This is a genomic window from Pseudoxanthomonas sp. CF385, from assembly GCF_900104255.1.
Classification (GTDB): Bacteria; Pseudomonadota; Gammaproteobacteria; order Xanthomonadales; family Xanthomonadaceae; genus Pseudoxanthomonas_A.
The window spans coordinates 179,903-199,577 of the sequence record NZ_FNKZ01000002.1 but is presented as its reverse complement, the minus strand read 5'-3'; the positions used below and the strand labels follow the sequence as shown (position 1 = coordinate 199,577).

Annotated in this window: 19 protein-coding genes; 11 read left to right on the top strand and 8 right to left on the bottom strand. The window is 67.1% G+C overall.

Annotated features, from left to right (window positions below):
• Window positions 1–307: 307 nt before the first annotated feature.
• Window positions 308–3,157 carry a TonB-dependent receptor plug domain-containing protein gene (locus BLT45_RS11145; protein ID WP_254771865.1) on the bottom strand — a complete coding sequence of 950 codons (2,850 nt, stop codon included), beginning with the start codon at window positions 3,155–3,157 and terminating at the stop codon, window positions 308–310.
• 208 nt (window positions 3,158–3,365) lie between these two features.
• Between BLT45_RS11145 and apbC the strand changes: the two genes are divergently transcribed.
• From apbC to BLT45_RS11130, 3 genes are all read left to right on the top strand, one after another.
• Complete coding sequence (gene apbC / locus BLT45_RS11140) at window positions 3,366–4,271, top strand: iron-sulfur cluster carrier protein ApbC (RefSeq protein WP_093299622.1); 906 nt, start codon at window positions 3,366–3,368, stop codon at window positions 4,269–4,271.
• A gap of 95 nt (window positions 4,272–4,366) precedes the next feature.
• A complete protein-coding gene (dcd, locus tag BLT45_RS11135) occupies window positions 4,367–4,939 on the top strand; it encodes a dCTP deaminase (protein ID WP_093299617.1) in 573 nt (190 codons plus the stop codon).
• Window positions 4,940–4,967: 28 nt separating this feature from the next.
• Entirely contained in the window at window positions 4,968–5,504 is a 537-nt protein-coding gene (locus BLT45_RS11130) for an RDD family protein (protein ID WP_093299613.1), read from the top strand.
• Window positions 5,505–5,508: 4 nt separating this feature from the next.
• Here BLT45_RS11130 and BLT45_RS11125 read toward each other — a convergent pair whose 3' ends face one another.
• A complete protein-coding gene (locus BLT45_RS11125; RefSeq protein ID WP_093299608.1) occupies window positions 5,509–5,916 on the bottom strand; it encodes an HIT domain-containing protein in 408 nt (135 codons plus the stop codon).
• Complete coding sequence (locus BLT45_RS11120) at window positions 5,913–6,572, bottom strand: dienelactone hydrolase family protein (RefSeq protein ID WP_093299605.1); 660 nt, start codon at window positions 6,570–6,572, stop codon at window positions 5,913–5,915. The genes BLT45_RS11125 and BLT45_RS11120 overlap by 4 nt, the downstream gene beginning before the upstream one ends.
• A gap of 140 nt (window positions 6,573–6,712) precedes the next feature.
• Here BLT45_RS11120 and rimO point away from each other — a divergent pair, with 140 nt between their 5' ends.
• Both rimO and BLT45_RS11110 read left to right on the top strand, forming a co-directional pair.
• A complete protein-coding gene (rimO, locus tag BLT45_RS11115; RefSeq protein ID WP_093299600.1) occupies window positions 6,713–8,074 on the top strand; it encodes a 30S ribosomal protein S12 methylthiotransferase RimO in 1,362 nt (453 codons plus the stop codon).
• Window positions 8,071–8,898, top strand: coding sequence for a DUF3025 domain-containing protein (locus tag BLT45_RS11110; protein ID WP_093299594.1), 828 nt, complete (start codon window positions 8,071–8,073; stop codon window positions 8,896–8,898). The genes rimO and BLT45_RS11110 overlap by 4 nt, the downstream gene beginning before the upstream one ends.
• 3 nt (window positions 8,899–8,901) lie before the next feature.
• Here the strand turns inward: BLT45_RS11110 and greB are convergent, their stop codons facing one another.
• From greB to BLT45_RS11095, 3 genes are read right to left on the bottom strand one after another with little or no spacing between them, the layout of a single operon-like run.
• A complete protein-coding gene (gene greB / locus BLT45_RS11105; protein WP_093299589.1) occupies window positions 8,902–9,405 on the bottom strand; it encodes a transcription elongation factor GreB in 504 nt (167 codons plus the stop codon).
• A gap of 1 nt (window position 9,406) precedes the next feature.
• The gene (locus tag BLT45_RS11100) at window positions 9,407–9,805 is read right to left on the bottom strand and encodes a copper resistance protein NlpE N-terminal domain-containing protein (protein WP_093299586.1); all 399 of its coding nucleotides are present in this window, start codon (window positions 9,803–9,805) and stop codon (window positions 9,407–9,409) included.
• 10 nt (window positions 9,806–9,815) lie between these two features.
• On the bottom strand, window positions 9,816–11,384 hold the full coding sequence (locus BLT45_RS11095; RefSeq protein WP_139188002.1) for a helicase HerA-like domain-containing protein: 1,569 nt from the start codon (window positions 11,382–11,384) through the stop codon (window positions 9,816–9,818).
• A gap of 69 nt (window positions 11,385–11,453) precedes the next feature.
• Here BLT45_RS11095 and BLT45_RS11090 point away from each other — a divergent pair, with 69 nt between their 5' ends.
• Complete coding sequence (locus BLT45_RS11090) at window positions 11,454–13,034, top strand: transglycosylase SLT domain-containing protein (protein WP_093301923.1); 1,581 nt, start codon at window positions 11,454–11,456, stop codon at window positions 13,032–13,034.
• Between the two features lie 3 nt (window positions 13,035–13,037).
• A complete protein-coding gene (locus BLT45_RS11085; protein ID WP_254771864.1) occupies window positions 13,038–13,733 on the top strand; it encodes a lysoplasmalogenase in 696 nt (231 codons plus the stop codon).
• On the opposite strand, the gene asd is transcribed toward BLT45_RS11085, so the two are convergent.
• Window positions 13,709–14,551 carry an archaetidylserine decarboxylase gene (gene asd / locus BLT45_RS11080; RefSeq protein WP_093299566.1) on the bottom strand — a complete coding sequence of 281 codons (843 nt, stop codon included), beginning with the start codon at window positions 14,549–14,551 and terminating at the stop codon, window positions 13,709–13,711. The genes BLT45_RS11085 and asd overlap by 25 nt on opposite strands.
• The gene (locus BLT45_RS11075; protein WP_093299561.1) at window positions 14,548–15,201 is read right to left on the bottom strand and encodes an SCO family protein; all 654 of its coding nucleotides are present in this window, start codon (window positions 15,199–15,201) and stop codon (window positions 14,548–14,550) included. The genes asd and BLT45_RS11075 overlap by 4 nt, the downstream gene beginning before the upstream one ends.
• 135 nt (window positions 15,202–15,336) lie before the next feature.
• Between BLT45_RS11075 and prmB the strand changes: the two genes are divergently transcribed.
• From prmB to BLT45_RS11055, 4 genes are all read left to right on the top strand, one after another.
• On the top strand, window positions 15,337–16,266 hold the full coding sequence (gene prmB, locus BLT45_RS11070; protein WP_093299556.1) for a 50S ribosomal protein L3 N(5)-glutamine methyltransferase: 930 nt from the start codon (window positions 15,337–15,339) through the stop codon (window positions 16,264–16,266).
• Window positions 16,267–16,405: 139 nt separating this feature from the next.
• Window positions 16,406–17,509, top strand: coding sequence for a chorismate synthase (aroC, locus tag BLT45_RS11065; protein ID WP_093299551.1), 1,104 nt, complete (start codon window positions 16,406–16,408; stop codon window positions 17,507–17,509).
• A complete protein-coding gene (locus BLT45_RS11060) occupies window positions 17,502–18,536 on the top strand; it encodes a 2-hydroxyacid dehydrogenase (protein ID WP_093301919.1) in 1,035 nt (344 codons plus the stop codon). The genes aroC and BLT45_RS11060 overlap by 8 nt, the downstream gene beginning before the upstream one ends.
• 72 nt (window positions 18,537–18,608) lie before the next feature.
• Window positions 18,609–19,634: an aspartate-semialdehyde dehydrogenase gene (locus BLT45_RS11055; RefSeq protein WP_093299546.1), complete on the top strand. Its 1,026-nt coding sequence runs from the start codon at window positions 18,609–18,611 to the stop codon at window positions 19,632–19,634.
• Window positions 19,635–19,675: the final 41 nt, after the last annotated feature.

Genomic DNA, 19,675 nt, shown 5'->3' with positions numbered 1-19,675 from the left:
GGATGCGGCCCAATGGACTGGTCCCTCAGTCAGGTCGCACATGAACGTCCTCGTAACCCGACGTTAACACGTCGTGAAGGGGCCTAGCATATGGAGATGTTATTTAAATTACTGAATTTTTAGTGACGAAAGTCACAAATTTGGCCTTTTGCGCTTCGCGAGACATGCGTGCCGTCACGCTTCGTACTTGGCTTAACTGGGTCCCGGTGGTCTCATTAGTGTTTGAGACTGCTGCCCGGGGGCCTCTCGGGCAGAAAAAAAGCCCGGTGTCGCCACCGGGCTTGTGTTGCGATAGCGAGGGTGATGCTTAGAACCTGTACTCCACCTGCGCCGAGATCTCGCGGCCCATGGGGCTGTAGGCGCGCCAGAAGTAGGGGTAGGTGTTGTAGCCCGCGTCTTCCGGGTGGAACTTGTTGAAGACGTTGTTCACGAACAGCGTCAGGTCCAGGTTCTCGGTGATTTCCTTGCCGACATTCACGTTCCAGACGATGTATGGGGCGATGCGACCCGTTTCCTGCCAGTTCGGCAAGGAGCCGTAGCGCGTCGCGAACACGTTCGCCGACCAGTCATCCCGCGACCAACCCACCGAGCCCCGCACGCGGCTGCGGAAGTCAAAGTTGGTCAAATCGTCACGCCAATCCTCTTCCAACGCATCGGTCGCAAAGGTCTGGCGCTGGCTCTTGAGCGTATGCGTCCACGCCACTTGCCAACGGAAGTCGCCAAGGCGATCCGTATCGAGACGCCAGTTGACCTCGGCGTCGATACCGGTCACGCGCTGGTAGGCCTGGTTGACCGGGCCGCTGCGGATGCCGGTGACGCGGTCCGTCGGCTCGCCCGGGGCTGCCGTACGGGTGACGCGGCTCAGGATCTCCTGGCAAAACGCCGAGTCCAGCGCGAATTGGTAGGGGTTGCGATTGCGCGTCAAGCCGGTGCGGCAGCCACCTTCCGCGTCGATGATGAAGGTGCTGCTCAACGTCGTGACGGCGCCTTCCAGGCGAATGTCGTAGTAATCCGCCGAAATGGACAGAGAGTCCGTGATATCCCATACCAGGCCCGCCGACCAGGACTTGCCCTCTTCCTCTTCCAACGTAGGCTCGCCCATGCTGGTCGCGAACATCGAGTACGTATACGTCGTCGTGGCGCACGTCGACGATCCGGCGACAAGTCCCGCATTCAAGCAACGGTACGTATCCAGTACGTTGGAGAAGCTGCCGCTGCCTTCGTTGTAGACGAAGTGCATATCCGGGGCCTTGAAGCTGGTGGCGTAGTTGCCGCGGAAAAGCAAACTATCCAGCGGACGGAACTCGAGGCCCGCGCCCCAGGTCTTGGCGTCATCGACATTGGTGATGTCGTCGTACTTGTCCCAGCGGCCCGACACGCTGAGGTTGAGCATGCTGAACACCGGGATGCGGAACTCCGCACCGATCGCGTAGCGGTCACGTTCGCCGCCACCGTTGGTGCCGGTCAGGTTGTAGACGGTGCGGTTCGTCGGAAGGATGCCCTCAGGCGAACGCAGTTTGTAGCCTTGGCTCGTGCCTTCGACGACCGCCGCGAAGCCCAGCGGACCGGCCGGCAGTTCGAACAGATCGCCAGAGAGCACGAAGCTGGCCTGGTTGACCCAGGAATGCGCGTCGTACTTCAGGATCGACGACATGTTGCGGTACTGCTCGGGGGTTAGCGGGGTGTACCAGCGATCCAGATTGATCAGGTAGCGCGGCGTGCCGGTGGTGTTGAGGCGCTGGCCGAAGAACCACTCCGTCACGGCGGAACCATCCAGACGCGGTCGGGTGCGATCCGCCTTGTAGTCCGCGCGGCCGAGGGTGAAGTCCCAGTCGAACCGCTCGCCGAATGTGCCGCGTGCACCTACTGCGACGTCCAACGACTTTTCGGTGAACTTCTGCTGCGTGGCCTCGATGCCGCCTACTTCCTGCGGAGTCAGGATGCGCTGCGTGGTGACGTTGGAATTGATCGTGGGGTTCGTTGCGAAGAACGTCTGGGTGACGCCGACGCCGTCCGTGTGCGGACCGAGAATTGCTTCAAGACCACCCGTCAGGTCCGATTTCGAATAGTAGGCCTGGGCGCTCGTCCAAAGCTCGATGCCATTGGAAAGATCCAGGTTGGCGAAGAGATAGCCGGCATAGTCGTCGTTGCCGTTCGCAATCGACTGGTAGCCTACGTCCGTCCAGTAGCCGCAGGCGTTGCCCAGCGTATAGAGCTGACCGGCTTGGGGGTTGGGGGCGGTGTAACGCGTGCGGAATGTGTAATCCACGTATTCGCCGCCAAAACGCGCGCATGCGCCTGTCGGCGGTGCGATGTAGGTGTTCGGCGTGTTGGTGCCCGTACGGCTGATGCGCAGCGTGGATACCGGGACGGGGCCGAGGTCGGCATCGGGCAGCGGATTGTCAGCACGCGAGTCCATGAAGTCGCGCTGGTAGGCGTATACCGTCTCGTCGTTGAACTTCTGCAGTGCGTAGGTGATCGACCAATTGTCGCCCGTCTTGCCGCCGACCCACTGCAGGTCGAGGTAGTCGCCCCCGCCGGTGGTGGTGGTGCCCGTGCGCAGTTGCAGGACGTTGCCTTCGTAATTTTTCTTCAGAATGACGTTGACGACACCTGCCACGGCGTCGGATCCGTAGATCGCGGACGCACCGCCGGCGACGAGTTCGATGCGATCGACCGCGGCGGTTGGGATGTTGCCGAAGTTCTGGAAATTGCTCTGTCCGTTGTACGGAAAGGGGTAATCGGCGGCACGGCGCCCGTTGATCAGCAACAGGGTGCGGCCCGGGCCGAGGCCGCGCAGGTTGACCGGACTGCCGTTCGGCGTGAAGCCGCCGGCGGAGTTCAATTCGTTCTGCACAGCGCCGAAGTTCTGGGTCAGCGTCTTCAGCGCGTCGTTGACGCTAACGAAGCCTTCTGCCTCGATCTGCTCGGCGCTGATGACGGTGACCGGCGAGGGACCTTCCACCTGCGAACGCGCGATGCGGGAACCCGTCACCGTCACCTTGTCGAGGGTCCTGGCTTCGCCCTGCGCGGGCGCCTGGGTCTGGCTGTCAGCGTTCTGAGCGAGCGCATGGCCTGCGCCCGGCAGCGCAATCGCCGCAATCAATGCCGCGCAAAGACGGCTGCGACGGAGCGCTTTCGCGTTTCCGTAGTTCATGTTGGTGAATCCCCTAAAAATCCGAACGAGAAGCGACCCCGAAGCGGATCAATCCGTGATCCAGGCCGCACAAGGGCGTCCTGCATTCGACGTTAACATGAAATTAATGTAATCCGCATAACACATTATTCTTTCCTCTGCATGACCAAAAGTCATGAGTGCGCTGGGTTCGTTCAGGTTCGCTTGAGGTCAGCGTCACCGCGCCTGAATGAGACAATGGTGCGATTCGAACGACACCCGAGCTTCACAAGTGACTGATATCAAGACTGTTTATGACAGGCCCCGCACCCACGCCGTCCAAGGCACCCTGTCCCCCCATCCCCGCGTCCGCAACGTCATCGCGGTCGGATCGGGCAAGGGTGGGGTGGGGAAGTCGACGACCGCCGTCAATCTCGCCTTGGCCCTGGCAGCCGAAGGCGCGCGCATCGGGCTGCTGGACGCCGATGTCTACGGTCCCAGCCTTCCCGCCATGCTGGGCCTGTCCGGGCGTCCCGACAGTCCGGATAACAAGTCCATCGAGCCGATGCGGGCGTTCGGGGTGGAGGCGATGTCCATCGGCCTGCTGGTCGACCAGGACACGCCGATGATCTGGCGCGGCCCCATGGCCACTTCCGCGCTGATGCAGCTGTTCAACGACACGCTCTGGGGCGACCTGGACTACCTGTTGATCGACCTGCCCCCGGGCACGGGCGACATCCAGCTGACCCTGGCCCAGAAAATCCCGGTGGCCGGCGCGGTCATCGTCACCACGCCGCAGGACATCGCCACGCTGGATGCGAAGAAGGCGCTGAAGATGTTCGAGAAGGTGGAAGTGCCGGTGCTGGGCATCGTCGAGAACATGGCCGTGCATACGTGCTCCCACTGCGGCCACGTCGAGCACCTCTTCGGCCAGGGCGGGGGCGAGCGCATGGCCGCGCAGTACGGCGTGCCGCTGCTGGGCTCCCTGCCGCTGGACATCGTCATTCGCGAGCAGGGCGACGCCGGCCAGCCGGTCGTGGTCGCCGCGCCCGATTCGGCGGTGGCGCAGGCCTACCGGCAGACGGCGCGGGTCATGGCCGCCACCCTGGCGCAACGTCCGCGCGCGCCGCTGTCCATCGTCTCCTCGCTGGTCTAGCGACCGCCGCAGACGGCGGGCCGGGGCCCGCCCTACAATTCCCCGTCCGCCGCGCGCCACCCGCGCGGCCTTCGCCCCACCAGACCAGGATTTGCATGAGCATCAAGAGCGACCGTTGGATCCGCCGCATGGCCGAGCAGCAGGGCATGATCGAGCCGTTCGAGCCGGGGCAGGTGAAACAGGCCAACGGCGAGCGCATCGTCAGCTACGGCACCTCCAGCTACGGCTACGACGTGCGGTGCTCGCGCGAGTTCAAGGTGTTCACCAACATCAACTCCACCATCGTCGACCCCAAGCACTTCGACCCCAAGAGTTTCGTGGACATCGAGGCCGACGAATGCATCATCCCGCCGAACAGCTTCGCGCTGGCGCGCACGGTGGAGTTCTTCCGCATCCCGCGTGACACGCTGGTGGTGTGCCTGGGTAAGAGCACCTATGCGCGCTGCGGCATCATCGTCAACGTCACCCCGCTGGAACCGGAATGGGAGGGGCACGTGACGCTGGAGTTCAGCAACACCACGCCGCTGCCGGCGCGCATCTACGCCAATGAGGGTGTGGCGCAGATGCTGTTCTTCCAGTCCGATGCCGACGACGTCTGCGAGACCAGCTACAAGGACCGCGGCGGCAAGTACCAGGGCCAGACCGGCGTGACGCTGCCGCGCACCTGATTCCTCCGACGCAACGCAAGGACGCACGATGCACGCACCGCCACCAATGCCGCAGGATCCCTATCGCAGCCCCGACGCTGAGCTTGCGTCCTCATCCGTCAGCGGACTCGATCCGGCCGACCGCGCGCTGCGCCTGGTCGCGGTGCTGATCGATGGCGTCATCGCCCTGGTGTTGATGGTGCCGCTGATGTTCATGGGCGGCTTCTGGGAAGCCGCGTTCGAAGCGGGACGCTCGGGCGGGTTCGGCCTGATGCCGCTGGGCACCACGCTGATGTGGGCGGTCGTGGGATTCGTGCTCTTCGTGCTGATCCAGGGCTATCCGTTGCAGATGACGGGACAGACCTGGGGCAAGAAGCTGCTGTCGCTGAAGATCGTTGACCTGCAGGGGAACAAACCCGCGCTGGCGGACCTGTTGCTGAAGCGCTACCTGCCCACGCACGCGATCGCGAATCTTCCCTGCCTCGGCCTGATCTACGTGCTGGTCGATTCGCTCATGATCTTCCGCGCCGACCAACGCTGCCTGCACGATCTCATCGCCGGCACGCGCGTCGTCAAGGCGTCCTGACGCGTCACGCCAGGCGCTGGCGCCAGGCGTCCAACGCGGCCTGCAGCGCCGCGGATTCATGACGCACCGCGCTGCCGCTGCCCCACACCGGACCGGGCCATGCGGCGTCGCCCTCGTGGCGTCCCACCAGGTGGATGTGCAACTGCCGCACGATGTTGCCGAGCGCACCGATGTTGAGCTTCTGCACGCCCGTTTGCGCGCGAAGGAGCTGCCCGGCCTGGTTGATCTCCGCAAGCAGCAGGCGCTGCTGGCCGCCTTCCAGTTCCAGCCATTCGCTGACGCCGTTGACCCGGGGCACCAACACCAGCCAGGGGAAACGCGTGTCATCCATCAGGCGCACCTGCGAAAGCGGGCCGTCGGCGATGAAAACGCTGTCGGCAGCCAGGCGGGGGTCGAGGGCGAAGTCGGTCATGCGAGGTTCCGTGCGAAGAAGTCGAGTGTGCGCTCGCGTGCGAGGCGCGCGCTCACGGGATCGTAATCGGCGCGGAGGTCGCAGTTGAAGCCGTGGCCGGCGGGGTAGGTGAAGACCTCCATCTGCGGCAGCGCGTCCCGATGCGCCTGCACCATCGCCGGCGGGATGGAGGTGTCCCGTTCGCCGAAGTGGAACATCACCGGCGCCTTCGGCGTTTCCTCGAGGAAAGGCAGGTTGCGCGCACCGTAGTAGCTGACGGACGGCAGGCCCCGTCGCAGGGCGGCCAGCAGGGCGACGGTGCCGCCCCAGCAATAGCCCACGGTGCCCACCTTTCCCTGGTCCATGAGCGTGTCGGCGGCGGCGCGGGTGATGTCGGCTGCGCGCTCCAGCCCCAATGCGGTGATCAGGGCTTTCCCGCGTGCGATGCCGTCGGCGTCGTAGCCGAGTTCGATGCCAGGTTCGATCGGGTCGAAGTACGCGGGCGCCAGCGCGACATAGCCCTCCCGGGCGAAGCCCTCCGCGACGGTCCGGATGTGCGGATTCACGCCGAAGATCTCCTGCACCACGACCAGCGCGCCGCGCGGGGCTCCCTCGGGGTCGGCGCGCCAGGCGTGTATGCGGCCGTGCGGAGAGTCGAAGGGGATCCACTGGCCCATGCGTTCGGTCCGGTCGTGACGGCGGCACAGTGTAGGACGCCCCGCGGAAGGGCTGCGTGCAGGCTGAACGGCCCGGGCGGGGACGCCGGCGGGCGGAGGCTATAATCCGCGGCCCCGTACACGCCGCCGCCGTACTTCCCATGTCCCTGCAGAACCCCAAGGTGGGCTTCGTCAGCCTCGGCTGCCCGAAGGCCCTGGTCGATTCCGAACGCATCCTCACCCAGCTCCGCGTGGAGGGATACGACATCGTGCCGACCTACGACGCGGCGGACGTGGTGGTGGTGAACACCTGCGGTTTCATCGATTCCGCGGTGGCCGAATCGCTGGACGCGATCGGCGAGGCGATGAACGCGAACGGCAAGGTCATCGTCACCGGCTGCCTGGGCAAGCGTCCGGAGCAGATCCGGGAGCAGTATCCGGACGTACTCGCGATCAGTGGCCCGCAGGACTACCAGAGCGTGATGGAGGCGCTGCACACCGCGCTGCCGCCGAAGCACGATCCGTTCGTCGACCTGGTCCCGGACTACGGCATCAAGCTGACGCCGCGGCACTACGCGTATCTCAAGATCTCCGAAGGCTGCAACCACCGCTGCAGCTTCTGCATCATCCCGTCGATGCGTGGCGACCTGGTGTCGCGTCCCGTCGACGACGTCCTGCGCGAGGCCGAGCGCCTGGTGCGCGGCGGCGTGAAGGAGCTGCTGGTGGTGTCTCAGGACACCTCGGCTTACGGCGTGGACGTGAAGTACGCCGAGCGCGAGTGGCGAGGCAAGGCCTACCAGACGCGCATGAAGGCACTGTGCGAAGGCCTGGGCGAACTCGATGCCTGGGTGCGCATGCACTACGTCTACCCGTACCCGCACGTGGACGACGTCGTTCCTCTGATGGCCGAAGGCAAGGTGCTGCCGTACCTCGACATCCCGTTCCAGCACGCCAGCCCGCGCATCCTCAAGTTGATGAAGCGTCCCGGCGCCGTCGAAAAGACGCTGGAGCGCGTGAAGCGCTGGCGTTCGATCAGCCCCGACATCACCCTGCGCTCGACCTTCATCGTCGGCTTCCCGGGCGAGACCGACCAGGAGTTCGAAGAACTGCTGCAGTTCCTCGACGAAGCGCAACTGGATCGCGTGGGCGCGTTCGCCTATTCGCCGGTGGAAGGCGCGGCGGCGAACCTGCTGCCCAACCCGGTGCCGGAAGAGCTCAAGCAGGAGCGCCTGGCGCGCTTCATGGAGAAGCAGGCGGAGATCTCCGCTGCGCGCCTTGAAGCCAAGATCGGCACCGTGCAGCAGTGCCTGGTGGACCTGATCGAGGACGACATCGCGGTGGCGCGTTCGAAGGCCGATGCGCCGGAGATCGATGGCCTGGTGCATATCCAGAACGGCGGTGAAGCCGGCCTGCGCGTGGGCCAGTTCGTCGACGTGGAGATCACCGAGAGCGACGAACACGACCTGTTCGGCGACGCCATCGTCGAAACGGCGGGCAGGCCGCTCGACGTCAAGGTGCTGTGACCGCGCCAGCGACGGTCGCCCACGCCGGCGAGGGCCGGCGTCGCTTCGTCGCACCCCTGCGCGGACACGTGGATGCCGTGTGTTTCCGGCATCCGGTGTTCGACGGATACGACGAGTACCTGGACTTGATGACGGCCCCGGGATGGCCGGACATCGACGCCCTCAATGCGCGGATGCCGTCGTCGGGACCGGGCTTCGTGAAGCAGGACGCAGCCGTGCTCGCCGACGGACTGCACTACGAAGCCCGCATCGCCCAGGGGCGCATCGCCACCCGGGCGGAGAACTGGCACGACCTGTTCAACGCACTGGTCTGGATGCGTCACCCGGCCCTCAAGCAGGCCCTCAACCAGCGGCAGTGCCGGCACATCGCGGCGATGGGCACACATGAGCGCAGTCCCGCGCAGCAGGCGCTGACCCAGTTCGATGAAAGCGGCGTCATCGTGCAGGTGCGTGCCCCGATGCTGCTGGACCTGTGGGACCGCCACGAATGGACGGCGCTGTTCCATGCGAATGCCGCACGCTGGCGCAACGGCGACATCGCGATCGCTGCGGTGGTGGGGCACGCACTGATGGAGCAGATGCTGGTGCCGGGTCGGCTGTTGGTCGGGAAGTGCGTGGTCGTGCTCGACGATTCGCCCGACGCGGTCGCGCGCGCGTCCGAGTCGATTTCAACCGGTGCGGTCCTCACCACACCCTCCACGCTGCGGCCGCTGCCGCTGGCCGGTATCCCGGGCTGGCACGCGGGGCAGAGCGAGGCGTTCTATGCGCAGGAAGACTATTTCCGGCCGCGGAGGGAAGGTCGCGTCTACCCGCGGCCGTCGTGAGGATCAGTCCGCGTAGCTGACATCCACGAGGATGAACTGGGTGATGCCGCCCGGCAGCTCCACGGCGAACTCGTCGTCGATGCGCTTCTTCAGCAGCGCACGCGCCATCGGCGAGTCGATGCTGATCCAGCCGCGGGCAGCGTCGGTCTCGTCGGGGCCGACGATGCGGTAGCGCGAGGCCTCGCCGCTGGCGAGGTTCTCCAGTTCGATGGTGGCGCCGAAGAACACGGCGTCCGGATCGCTGGGTGCGGTGTCGACGACCCGCAGCACTTCCAGGCGCTTGCTGAGGTAGCGCACGCGCCGGTCGATCTCACCGAGTTGCTTCTTCCGGTACGTGTACTCCGCGTTCTCTGAGCGGTCGCCCTCGGCGGCGGCGGCGGCGAGCGCCTTCACCACCTCCGGGCGCCTGACGCGCCACAGGTCGTCCAGCTCGGCCTTCAAGCGGTCGTGGCCTTCGCGGGTGATCAGGGCGGTGCTTTTCTCGCCCGGCGGGCGCCAGCGCGACACCTCAGCGAGCCCCCGCGGTAGCCGCGCGTCGCAGCGTGCGCCCTCGCGGATCTTCGATGGGCTCGACGCAGCTGCCGGCAGTCAGCACCAGCAGGTCGTCGTCGTGGATGGCGAACTCCTGTGCCGGCCGATCGTCGTCCGGCGCGAGCTGCACGCAGGTCCCGTTCCAGGTCACCGACCAGCGCCCGGTCCGCGTCGGCGCGGCCTGCAGGTCGTCCTGGCAGTGCGCCTGCAGGATGTAGTGCCCGTCAGCGCGCAGGTCCAGCCACACGTCCTGCATCACGCAGGTCGCAGACGGCAGGCTGCCGAAAAACGGGCCGGCGAAGGTCGTCGGCGTCGGGTTGGCGGCCGAAGCCGCCAGCGACACGGCGATGCCCGGCAGGAGGACAAGCCACTTCATGCGCGTGCGGTCAACGGCGGCCGCCGAAGATGCTGCCCAGGATGCCGCGCACGATCTGGTTGCCCAGCTTGGTGCCGATGGTCCGCGTGGTCTGCTTGGCCATCGTCTCGATCATGCCCTGGCGTCGCTTGGTACCGAACACGGCGTCCTTCACCGATTGGCCGAAACCGCCGGCGTCCGGGTCGTCCTGTTCGGTCTTCGCAGGCGGCGCCTGCGCCGCCTGCGTCGTGGCCTCGGCGCGCTGCGCCAGCATTTCCGCGGCGGACTCACGATCCACGCGGGTGTCGTACTTCCCGCCGACGGGGCTGCCGTTGCGCACCTGTTGGCGTTCGGCCTCGTTGATGGCGCCCATGCGGCAGCGCGGCGGCGATACCAGCGTCTGCTGCACGGGCGAGGGGATGCCCTTGTCCTGCAGCGTGGACACCAGCGCTTCGCCGGTGCCGAGCTTGGAGATGGCCTGGGCCACGTCGAGCTTGGGGTTCGGTACGAACGTTTCGGCGGCGGTCTTCACCGCCTTCTGGTCGCGCGGGGTGAAGGCGCGCAGCGCATGCTGCACGCGGTTGCCCAACTGGCCGAGGATGTTGTCCGGCACGTCGTCCGGGAACTGCGAACAGAAGTACACGCCCACGCCCTTGGAGCGGATCAGGCGCACGACCTGCTCGATGCGTTGCTGCAGTGCCGGCGGCGAGTCGTCGAACAGCAGGTGCGCTTCGTCGAACACGAACACGAGCTTGGGCTTGTCCAGGTCGCCGACTTCCGGCAGCGTCTCGAACAGTTCCGACAGCAGCCACAGCAGGAAGCTGGAATACAGGCGCGGTTTCAGGATCAGCTGGTCCGCGGCCAGGATGCCGATCACGCCGCGGCCGTCTGTATTCGTGCGCATCAGGTCGGCCAGTTCCAGCGCCGGCTCGCCGAAGAACATCTCGCCGCCTTCCTGCTCCAGCCGCAGCAGCGCACGCTGGATCGCGCCTACCGACTGCGTACTGACCAGGCCGTAGCTGGTGGAGATGTCCTTGCGTTCGGCAGCGACCAGGCCCAGCAGCGCGCGCAGGTCTTCCAGGTCGAGCAGCAGCAGGCCGCGGTCGTCGGCCAGCTTGAACACGATGTCGAGCACGCCACTCTGGGTGTCGTTCAATTCCAGGATGCGCGAGAGCAGGGTGGGGCCCATCTCGCTGACGGTGGTCCGGACCGGGTGGCCCAGCTTGCCGTAGAGGTCCCAGAAGACGACCGGATTCGCACTCGGCGCATAGTCGGCGACGCCGATGTCCTTCGCGCGTTGGAGCACTTTCTCGCTGCCGTCGCCCGCGGCGGCCAGACCGGCCACGTCGCCCTTCACGTCGGCCATGAACACGGGCACGCCCATCCGCGAGAAGCCTTCCGCGAGGGTCATCAGGGTCACGGTCTTGCCGGTACCGGTGGCGCCGGCCACCAGGCCGTGGCGGTTGCCGAACTTCGGCTGCAGGGTGACCGGAATGTCGTCGGTGACGCCCTTGCCCAGCAGGATGGGATCCATGTTCGACCTCGCGTGGTGATGCCGCGATTCTAGCGGCAGGAGATGAGCGGCGGTGGAACATTCCATGACGCCCGACCTTGCCCGCGGCGCGCGGCCGGGGCTACCCTCCCGACTCACACTTTGGATGCCTACCTGATGTCCTTCGCGGTTCCCGCCTGCCTGCGTTACTGGCCCGTCGTGGCCACCCTGTCCCTGTTGCTGGTATCGCCCGTCTCCCATGCCCAGCGCGTTTCCGCCCGCGACCGCGCCGCGGTGGAGGCGCTCGAGCAGCGCATGGCGGCCGCCGAGAAGCGCTACCGCGATGGCCTGGTGCTGGTGGCCAACAGCGACCCGCGTGGCGCCGCCGAGAGCGATGCAGCGCTGGAGGACATGGAGGACGTGCTGGACGCCTGCATCAAGCAGCGCGGCTGCCAGGTGCATACGTTGCTGGCGAGCTACAAGCGCTTGCTGAAGGACAACGCCGATGGGCGGACGGCCGATGCGGAAGAGGAAGGCGAGGCGATCGACGCGCTGGACGACGGCACCGATCACGCGACGCCGGTCGGCACCGCCGTGCCGGAGACCGCACGCACCGCCGCCCTGCTCAACGACCAGCGGCACGCCTTCGACCGCATGGTCGAGTACAACCCCGCCATCCAGGCCGGCATCCGGCGCTGGCTGACCGACATGCGCCCCGCGCTGATCGACAGTTACGAGAACTACCAGAACATGCGCGCCGAGCTGTATCCGGCGTGGGAGCGCAGCGGCCTGCCCGAGGCGTTGCTGTTCGGCATCATGGCCAAGGAATCCAACGGCAAGGTGCACTCGACTTCGCGCGCGGGCGCCGCAGGCCCGATGCAGTTCATGTTCAACACCGGCGCCCGCTTCGGGCTCGGCCGCGACGCCAGCGGCTTCGACACGCGCTACGACCCCTATGCCTCCGGACAGGCCAGCGCGGCGTACATCAACGAGCGCATGCGCGGGCTGAACAACAACATCGAGCTGGCGCTGGCCGCCTACAACGGCGGCGAAGGCCGTGCCGCGCGCGTCTATCGCGAGAACAGCGGCCTCGGTTTCTGGGACGACGTGGTCTACAGCCAGTTCCCGGGCGAGACGCGCGACTACGTGCCCATGGTCATCGCGGCGGCGTGGCTGTTCCTGCACCCGCGCCAGTACGGGCTGGAGTTCCCGAAGGTCAACGCGCAGCCGGCGACCCTGAAGCTGGCGCGCGACGCCTCGATCTACGAGCTGACCATCTGCCTCGGCAACGGCGGTACGCGCGAGGGTTACATGCGCACGCTGCGCAACCTCAATCCCCGCTACCAGGCGGAAACCTGGATTCCGGCCGGTACCCTGCTCAACGCGAACGCGCGGATCGCTGGTCTCTACGCGCGCTACTGCGTCAGCGGGCCGCGTGCCGAACTGGCGCGTACCCTGGTCAGCGCCGACCCCGCGGCCGCCATCCGCCGCACGCAGCTCACCGGCAATGTCGCCGTGGGCGATGTGACGCCCGTGGCCGGCGTGCCGACCACGGTCGCCACCGGCGAGCCCAAGCCGGCCGAACCCAAGGCCAAGCAGGCGCGCGACTACCGTGTCGCCAAGGGCGACACGCTGGGACGCATCGCGAAGCGCTTCCAGTGCGATCAGAAGAAGTTGGCGCGCGCGAACAACCTGAAGGCCCCGGGCTACGCCGTGCGACCCGGACAGGAACTCACGCTGGAAAGCTGCAAGAAATAGCCGATGACGACGCCCAGGGACGGCCACCGCATCGGATGGATGCTCGCCATCGCCGCCAGCGCGGCATTGGCGATCCTGGGGGCCGAGGTCGAAGGCCTGCGGGGCCTTCACTACGTCTTCAAGCCACTGACGACGTTGCTCGTCCTGGCGCTGGCATGGCGTCAGCCGGGCGTAGCAGGGCGATACAGGCACTGGATCGTCATCGGCTTGGTGTTGTCCACGGCAGGCGACGTGTTCCTGATGCTGCCGTTCGACGGTTTCGTCTTCGGCCTGGGCAGTTTCCTGCTGGCCCATCTCGCCTATCTGGTGGCCTTGCGCCGGCGCGGCGGGTGGTGGCGCGTACGCTGGCCTGTCGCGGTCTATGCCGTCGTGGCGTCGCTGGTGCTGGCGAGACTGTGGCCAGGCTTGCCGAACGAACTGAAGCTGCCGGTGATCGTCTACGTCGTCGCGTTGGCAGGCATGGCGGCGCAGGCGGCGAGCGTGTGGCGCGAGCACTCCGACGCATCGACCCGCATCGCGGCGGTCGGTGGCGCGTTCTTCGTCACCTCGGATGCGCTGCTCGCACTCGACCGGTTTAGCGCACCGATCCCAATGGCGAGCGTCTGGGTGCTGGCGACCTACTGGGTCGCGCAGGGGTGCATCGCGCGATCAGTGCGGGTGGTGGTCGATCAGGATCAGGCCAGCGTCGCCAGCCGCTGACCCAAGCGCACCGGCGATTCGGCGTGCAGTTCCGGTGCCAGCGTTGCCACGCCCGGCGGGAGCAGCACGATGACGGTCGAGCCGTAGTTGAAGCGCGCCATTTCCGCGAACCGCTCCAGCGTGATGCCCTTGCCGCGGTAGTCCTTGCGGGTGATCGCGGTGCCGTAGGCCGGGATTTCCTCGCCGCTCCACACCGTTTCCACACCCGAGACCAGCAGCGCGCCGACCATCACCGAGACCATCGGGCCGAAGTCGGTGTCGAAGTGGCAGACCAGGCGCTCGTTGCGCGCGAACAGGCGCGGCACATGCGCGACCGCGGCGGTGCCCACGCTGAAAAGCCGGCCGGGGACGTGCACGGTCTCGCGCAGCGTGCCGGTCCACGGCATGTGCACGCGGTGGTAGTCGCGCGGCGACAGGTAGACCGTGGCGAACAGGCCGTTGCGGAACGGTTCTGCGGCTTCTGCGTCGCCCAACAGCTCGGCCGCGGTGAACGACTGCCCCTTGGCCTGGAAGATGCGGCCGTCCTCGATCGGGCCGCACTGGCTGATGTGGCCATCGGCCGGCATCAGCAATGCGCGCGGATCGGCATCGGCCACGCGGGCGCCGGGCTTAAGCGCGCGCGTGAAGAAGGCATTGAAGCTGGGATAGGCGCGCGGGTCGGGATCGGCCGCTTCGGACAGGTCGACGCCGAACTTCTTCGTCACCGTGTCGATCAGCCACTGCTTGGTGCCCGGCGACGTGGAGTACGCCAGTCGGCGTGCCAGCGAGGACAGGAAACGGTGCGGCAGGACGTAGGTCAGCGAGGTCAGCAGGCTCATTTCGAAGAGGCCTCGGTCAGCGCGCGCATGTCAGCCGCGATCACCTTGGGCTGGAACGGCGGGCGGATCAGGCCGGCCAGCCGACCCTGCGGGTCCAGCACGCCGATCGCGGAGGAGTGATCCATGCTGTAGTCGTTCGGGTTCTGCTCGAAGCCCTTGCCGGGCACCTTCATGAACACGAAGCCGAGCGATTTGGCGAAATTTTCCAGCGTGGGCACGTCGGCCGTCGCGGCCATCGTGTCCGCATGGAAGGCATGCGCGTACTCGCCGATGCGGGTGGGCGTGTCGCGTTCCGGGTCCACCGACACGAACAGCACGCGCGGCCGGGTGGAGTCGGGCAGGTCCTTCCACTGCGCCTGCGCCTGGGCCAGTTCGGCCAGCGTGGTGGGGCAGACGTCCGGGCAGAAGGTGAAGCCGAGGAAGACCAGGGTCCAGTGGCCTTTCAGCTCCCCGTCGGCCAGCTGGGTGCCGTCGGACTGGCGCAGCGAGAACGGCGGCAGCGGGCGCGCCTGCGGGAACAGGGTCACCGCCTCGGTGGCGGGCCACTGCGCGGCCGGGGTCACCGGACCGAAGAATTTCTGCGCGGCCAGCAGGCCCAGGCCGGCGGCCAGCGCCAGGACGAGGATGAGGCCGATCTTCTTGTTGAACATGCTTGGGGTTCCCACGAAGGAGGGCACGGCCCGCGGGCCGGGGCCGCATGGGCGCGGCGGTAAGGCGGCCATGATACCGGGGCAGCCCCTATAATCGGCGGCCTTCGCCGTCCCGGCGTCTTCACAAGCCTTGCCATGACCGCCGACGTCGCCGCCGAACTGCATACCATCATCGACCTGATCCGCTACGGCGCCAGCCGTTTCAACGCCGCCGGCCTGACCTTCGGCCACAGCTACGACAACGCGCTGGACGAGGCGACCTTCCTGGTCCTGCACACGCTGCACCTGCCGCCGGACCTGGGCCCGTCCTACGGCCAGGCGCGCGTTACCCTGGCGGAAAAGTCACAGGTGCTGGCGTTGTTCGAGCGCCGCGTGAACGAGCGCGTGCCGGTCGCCTACCTGACCGGGGAAGCCTGGTTCGCCGGGCTGAGCTTCAAGAGCGATGCGCGCGCGCTGGTGCCGCGTTCGCCGATCGCCGAGCTGATCGAGGCCGGCTTCGAGCCCTGGCTGGGCGGTCGCGAGGTCAACCGCGCGCTCGACCTGTGCACCGGCTCGGGCTGCATCGCCATCGCGATGGGCCACTACCACCCTGACTGGCAGGTCGACGGCGTCGACATCAGCGACGACGCGCTGGCCCTGTCGGCCGAGAACAAGGCGCGCCTGCACGCGGACAACGTGCACTTCGTGAAGTCCGACCTGTTCGCCGGCCTCACGGGTCGCCACTACGACCTGATCGTCACCAATCCGCCCTACGTCACCAACGACGAGACCGACGCGCTGCCGAAGGAGTATTCCTTCGAGCCGGAACTCGGCCTGCGCGCCGGCGACGACGGTCTGGACCTCGTGCTGAAGATCCTGCGCGACGCGCCTCTGCACCTGAGCCAGGACGGCCTGCTGATCTGCGAGGTCGGCGAATCCGAGCACGCGCTGGTGAAACTGCTGCCGGACGTCGAGTTCGCCTGGATCGAATTCAAGGTGGGGCAGATGGGCATTTTCGCCGTCGAATGCGCGGAGCTGATCCGCCACAACGCGCGCATCACCGCGCTCGCCGCCACCCGGAAATAACGCCGCCGGATCCTGCGCCGCGCGCGCAGCGGTTGCGCCTGCAACCGTCGCGGCCGGCGTTGGCGCACTGCACAATAGGGCAGCCGGTATGCGATGCTTGAAGACCCGGCACCGATAGTTCCCATCCGCGGAGCGGCGCTTGAGCAGCAACAGTTTCGGAAAACTCCTCACGGTCACCACGTTCGGCGAATCGCACGGACCGGCGATCGGCTGCGTCGTCGACGGTTGCCCCCCCGGGCTGGAGATCGCGCCGGAGGAATTCCGCCACGACCTGGAGCGCCGCGCCACCGGCAAGTCGCGGCACACCTCCGCGCGCCGCGAGGCCGACGAGGTCGAGATCCTCAGCGGCGTGTACGAGGGCCGCACCACCGGCACGCCGATCGCGCTGCTGATCCGCAACACCGACCAGCGCAGCAAGGATTACGCCGACATCGCGCGGCAGTTCCGTCCGGGGCATGCGGACTACACCTACTGGCAGAAATACGGCATCCGCGACCCGCGCGGTGGCGGTCGCTCGTCCGCGCGCGAAACCACGATGCGCGTGGCCGCCGGCGTTATCGCGAAGAAGTGGCTGCTGCAACGCTTCGGCGTAAGCGTGCGCGGCTACCTGTCGCAGCTCGGTCCGATCACCCCCGAGGGCTTCGACTGGAGCGCGGTGGAAGACAATCCGTTCTTCTGGCCCTGCGCCGCGCAGGTGCCGGCGCTGGAAACCTACATGGACGCGCTGCGCAAGTCGGGCGATTCCATCGGCGCGCGCGTCAATGTCGTGGCAGATGGCGTGCCGCCCGGCTGGGGCGAACCGATCTACGGCAAGCTGGACGGCGAACTCGCGGCCGCGCTGATGAGCATCAACGCGGTGAAGGGCGTGGAGATCGGCGACGGCTTCGCGGCGGTCACCCAGAAGGGCACCGAACATCGTGACCTGATGACGCCGGAAGGCTTCCTGTCCAACCATGCCGGCGGCATCCTTGGCGGCATTTCGACCGGACAACAGGTCACCGCGTCCATCGTGCTTAAGCCGACGTCCAGCCTGCGCCTGCCGGGGGCGACCGTGGACGTGGACGGCAACACGGTGGACGTCATCACCACCGGTCGCCACGACCCGTGCGTCGGCATCCGCGCCACCCCGATCGCCGAGGCGATGATGGCGCTGGTGCTGATGGACCAGGCGCTGCGCCACCGCGCGCAATGCGGCGATGTCGGCGACGTGCCGCCGCATGTCCCGGGCAGCGTCGATGGCTGAGTCGCGGCCGCGCGTCTGGGTGTCGCAGCCACTGTTCGACGATCTCGTCGGGCGGTTGGCGGTGCACTTCGACGTGCACGCGACGGACGTCGTCACCGAACACAGCCCTGCGGCCATCACCGAGGCGCTGCGCGACAGCGCCGGCGCGCTGGTCACGCTGAACGAGAAGATCGGTGCGCCGCAGATCGCGGGTGCCCCCGGCTTGCGCGCAATCGCCAATGTCGGCGTGGGCTACAACAACCTCGATGTCCCCGCACTGACCGCGGCCGGCATCGTCGCCACCAATACGCCGGACGTGCTCACCGAAACCACGGCCGATTTCGGTTTCGCGCTGCTGATGGCCACCGCGCGCCGCATCACCGAAGCCGAGCGCTGGCTGCGCGAAGGCCAGTGGCAGCAGTGGTCGTTCAGCACGTTGCTGGGCGCGGACCTGCATGGCAGCACGCTGGGCATCGTCGGCATGGGGCGGATCGGGCAGGGCATCGCCCGCCGCGCGCGCGGCTTCGGCATGCGCGTGCTGTACCACAACCGCAGCCGCCTGCCGGACACCGTCGAGCACGAGTGCGGCGCGTCCTACGCCGGCTTCGACGATCTGCTGGCCCAGGCCGACCATGTGGTCCTGGTGCTGCCGTATTCGCCCCAGGTCCACCATCTGGTCGATGCTTCCGCACTGGCGAAGATGAAGTCCACCGCCACGTTGGTGAACATCGCCCGCGGCGGCATCGTCGACGAAGTCGCACTTGCCGATGCGTTGGCGAACGGTCGCCTGGCTGCCGCCGGCCTCGACGTGTACGAGGGCGAGCCTGCCGTGCGCCCGGAACTGCTGGCCCTGCGCAACGTCGTGCTGACCCCGCACATCGCCAGCGCCAGCCTGGCCACGCGCCGCGCGATGGTGTCGCTGGCCGTCGACAACCTGATCGCCGCGCTCGGCGAAGGCCCGGATGCCGGCCGTCCGCCGACGCCGGTGAATCCGGACGCGCTCGCTGCCACCGCCGGCATCACCATCGCCAAACGACAGGGAGCCTGAGGCGCGGCCGCAGGTTCCCCGAACACAGCCTTCCTGTCCGCTGTCTTCAATCTCCCATCTCGCGAACCCATCATGAGCAACCAGAACCGTAGCTTCACCGTCGCTGTCGTGGGCGCCACCGGCGCCGTCGGCGAAACCATGCTGTCCATCCTCGCCGAGCGCGATTTCCCCATCGCCAAGCTCGTCCTGCTGGCCTCGGCGCGCTCCGCCGGCACCCAGGTCGACTTCAAGGGCCAGAAGGTCGACATCCTCGACCTGGAGACGTTCGACCCCACCGGCGTCGACATCGCCCTGTTCTCCGCAGGCGGTGGCGTGTCGAAGGAATACGCGCCGAAGTTCGCCGCCGCCGGTGCGGTGGTGATCGACAACTCCTCGACCTTCCGCTACGACGCCGACGTGCCGTTGGTGGTGTCCGAGGTGAACCCGCATGCGGCGAAGAACCGTCCGCGCGGCATCATCGCCAACCCAAACTGCTCGACCATGCAGCTGATGCCGGTGCTGGCGCCGATCCACCGCGAGTACGGCATCGAACGCATCAACGTGGCCACCTATCAGTCGGTGTCCGGCGCCGGCCGTTCCGGCCTGGAGGAGCTCGGCCGGCAGACCGCCCAGCTGCTGGCGTTCCAGGACATCGAGCCGAAGAAGTTCCAGGCGCAGATCGCGTTCAACCTGATCCCGCACATCGACGAGTTCCTGCCCAACGGCTACACCAAGGAAGAGATGAAGCTGGTCTGGGAGACGCGCAAGATCCTCGAGGACGACAGCATCCAGGTGAACCCCACCGCGGTGCGCGTGCCGGTGTTCTACGGCCACTCCGAAGCCGTCAACGTCGAGACCCGGAAGAAGATCACCCCCGAGCAGGCCCGCGAGCTGCTGCGTGCCGCGCCCGGCGTGGAAGTCGTCGACGAGCCCAAGGCGGGCGGCTACCCGACGCCGGTCACCCACGCCTCCGGTCGCGACCCGGTCTTCGTCGGCCGCATCCGCGAGGACTTCTCGCATCCGCGCGGCCTGAACCTGTGGGTGGTCGCCGACAACATCCGCAAGGGCGCGGCCCTGAACGCCGTGCAATTGGCCGAACTGGTGGCGAACGGCGGCTGAGCGGCTATAGTCGTGCTCGGGAAACATGGGGAAGGGCCGTG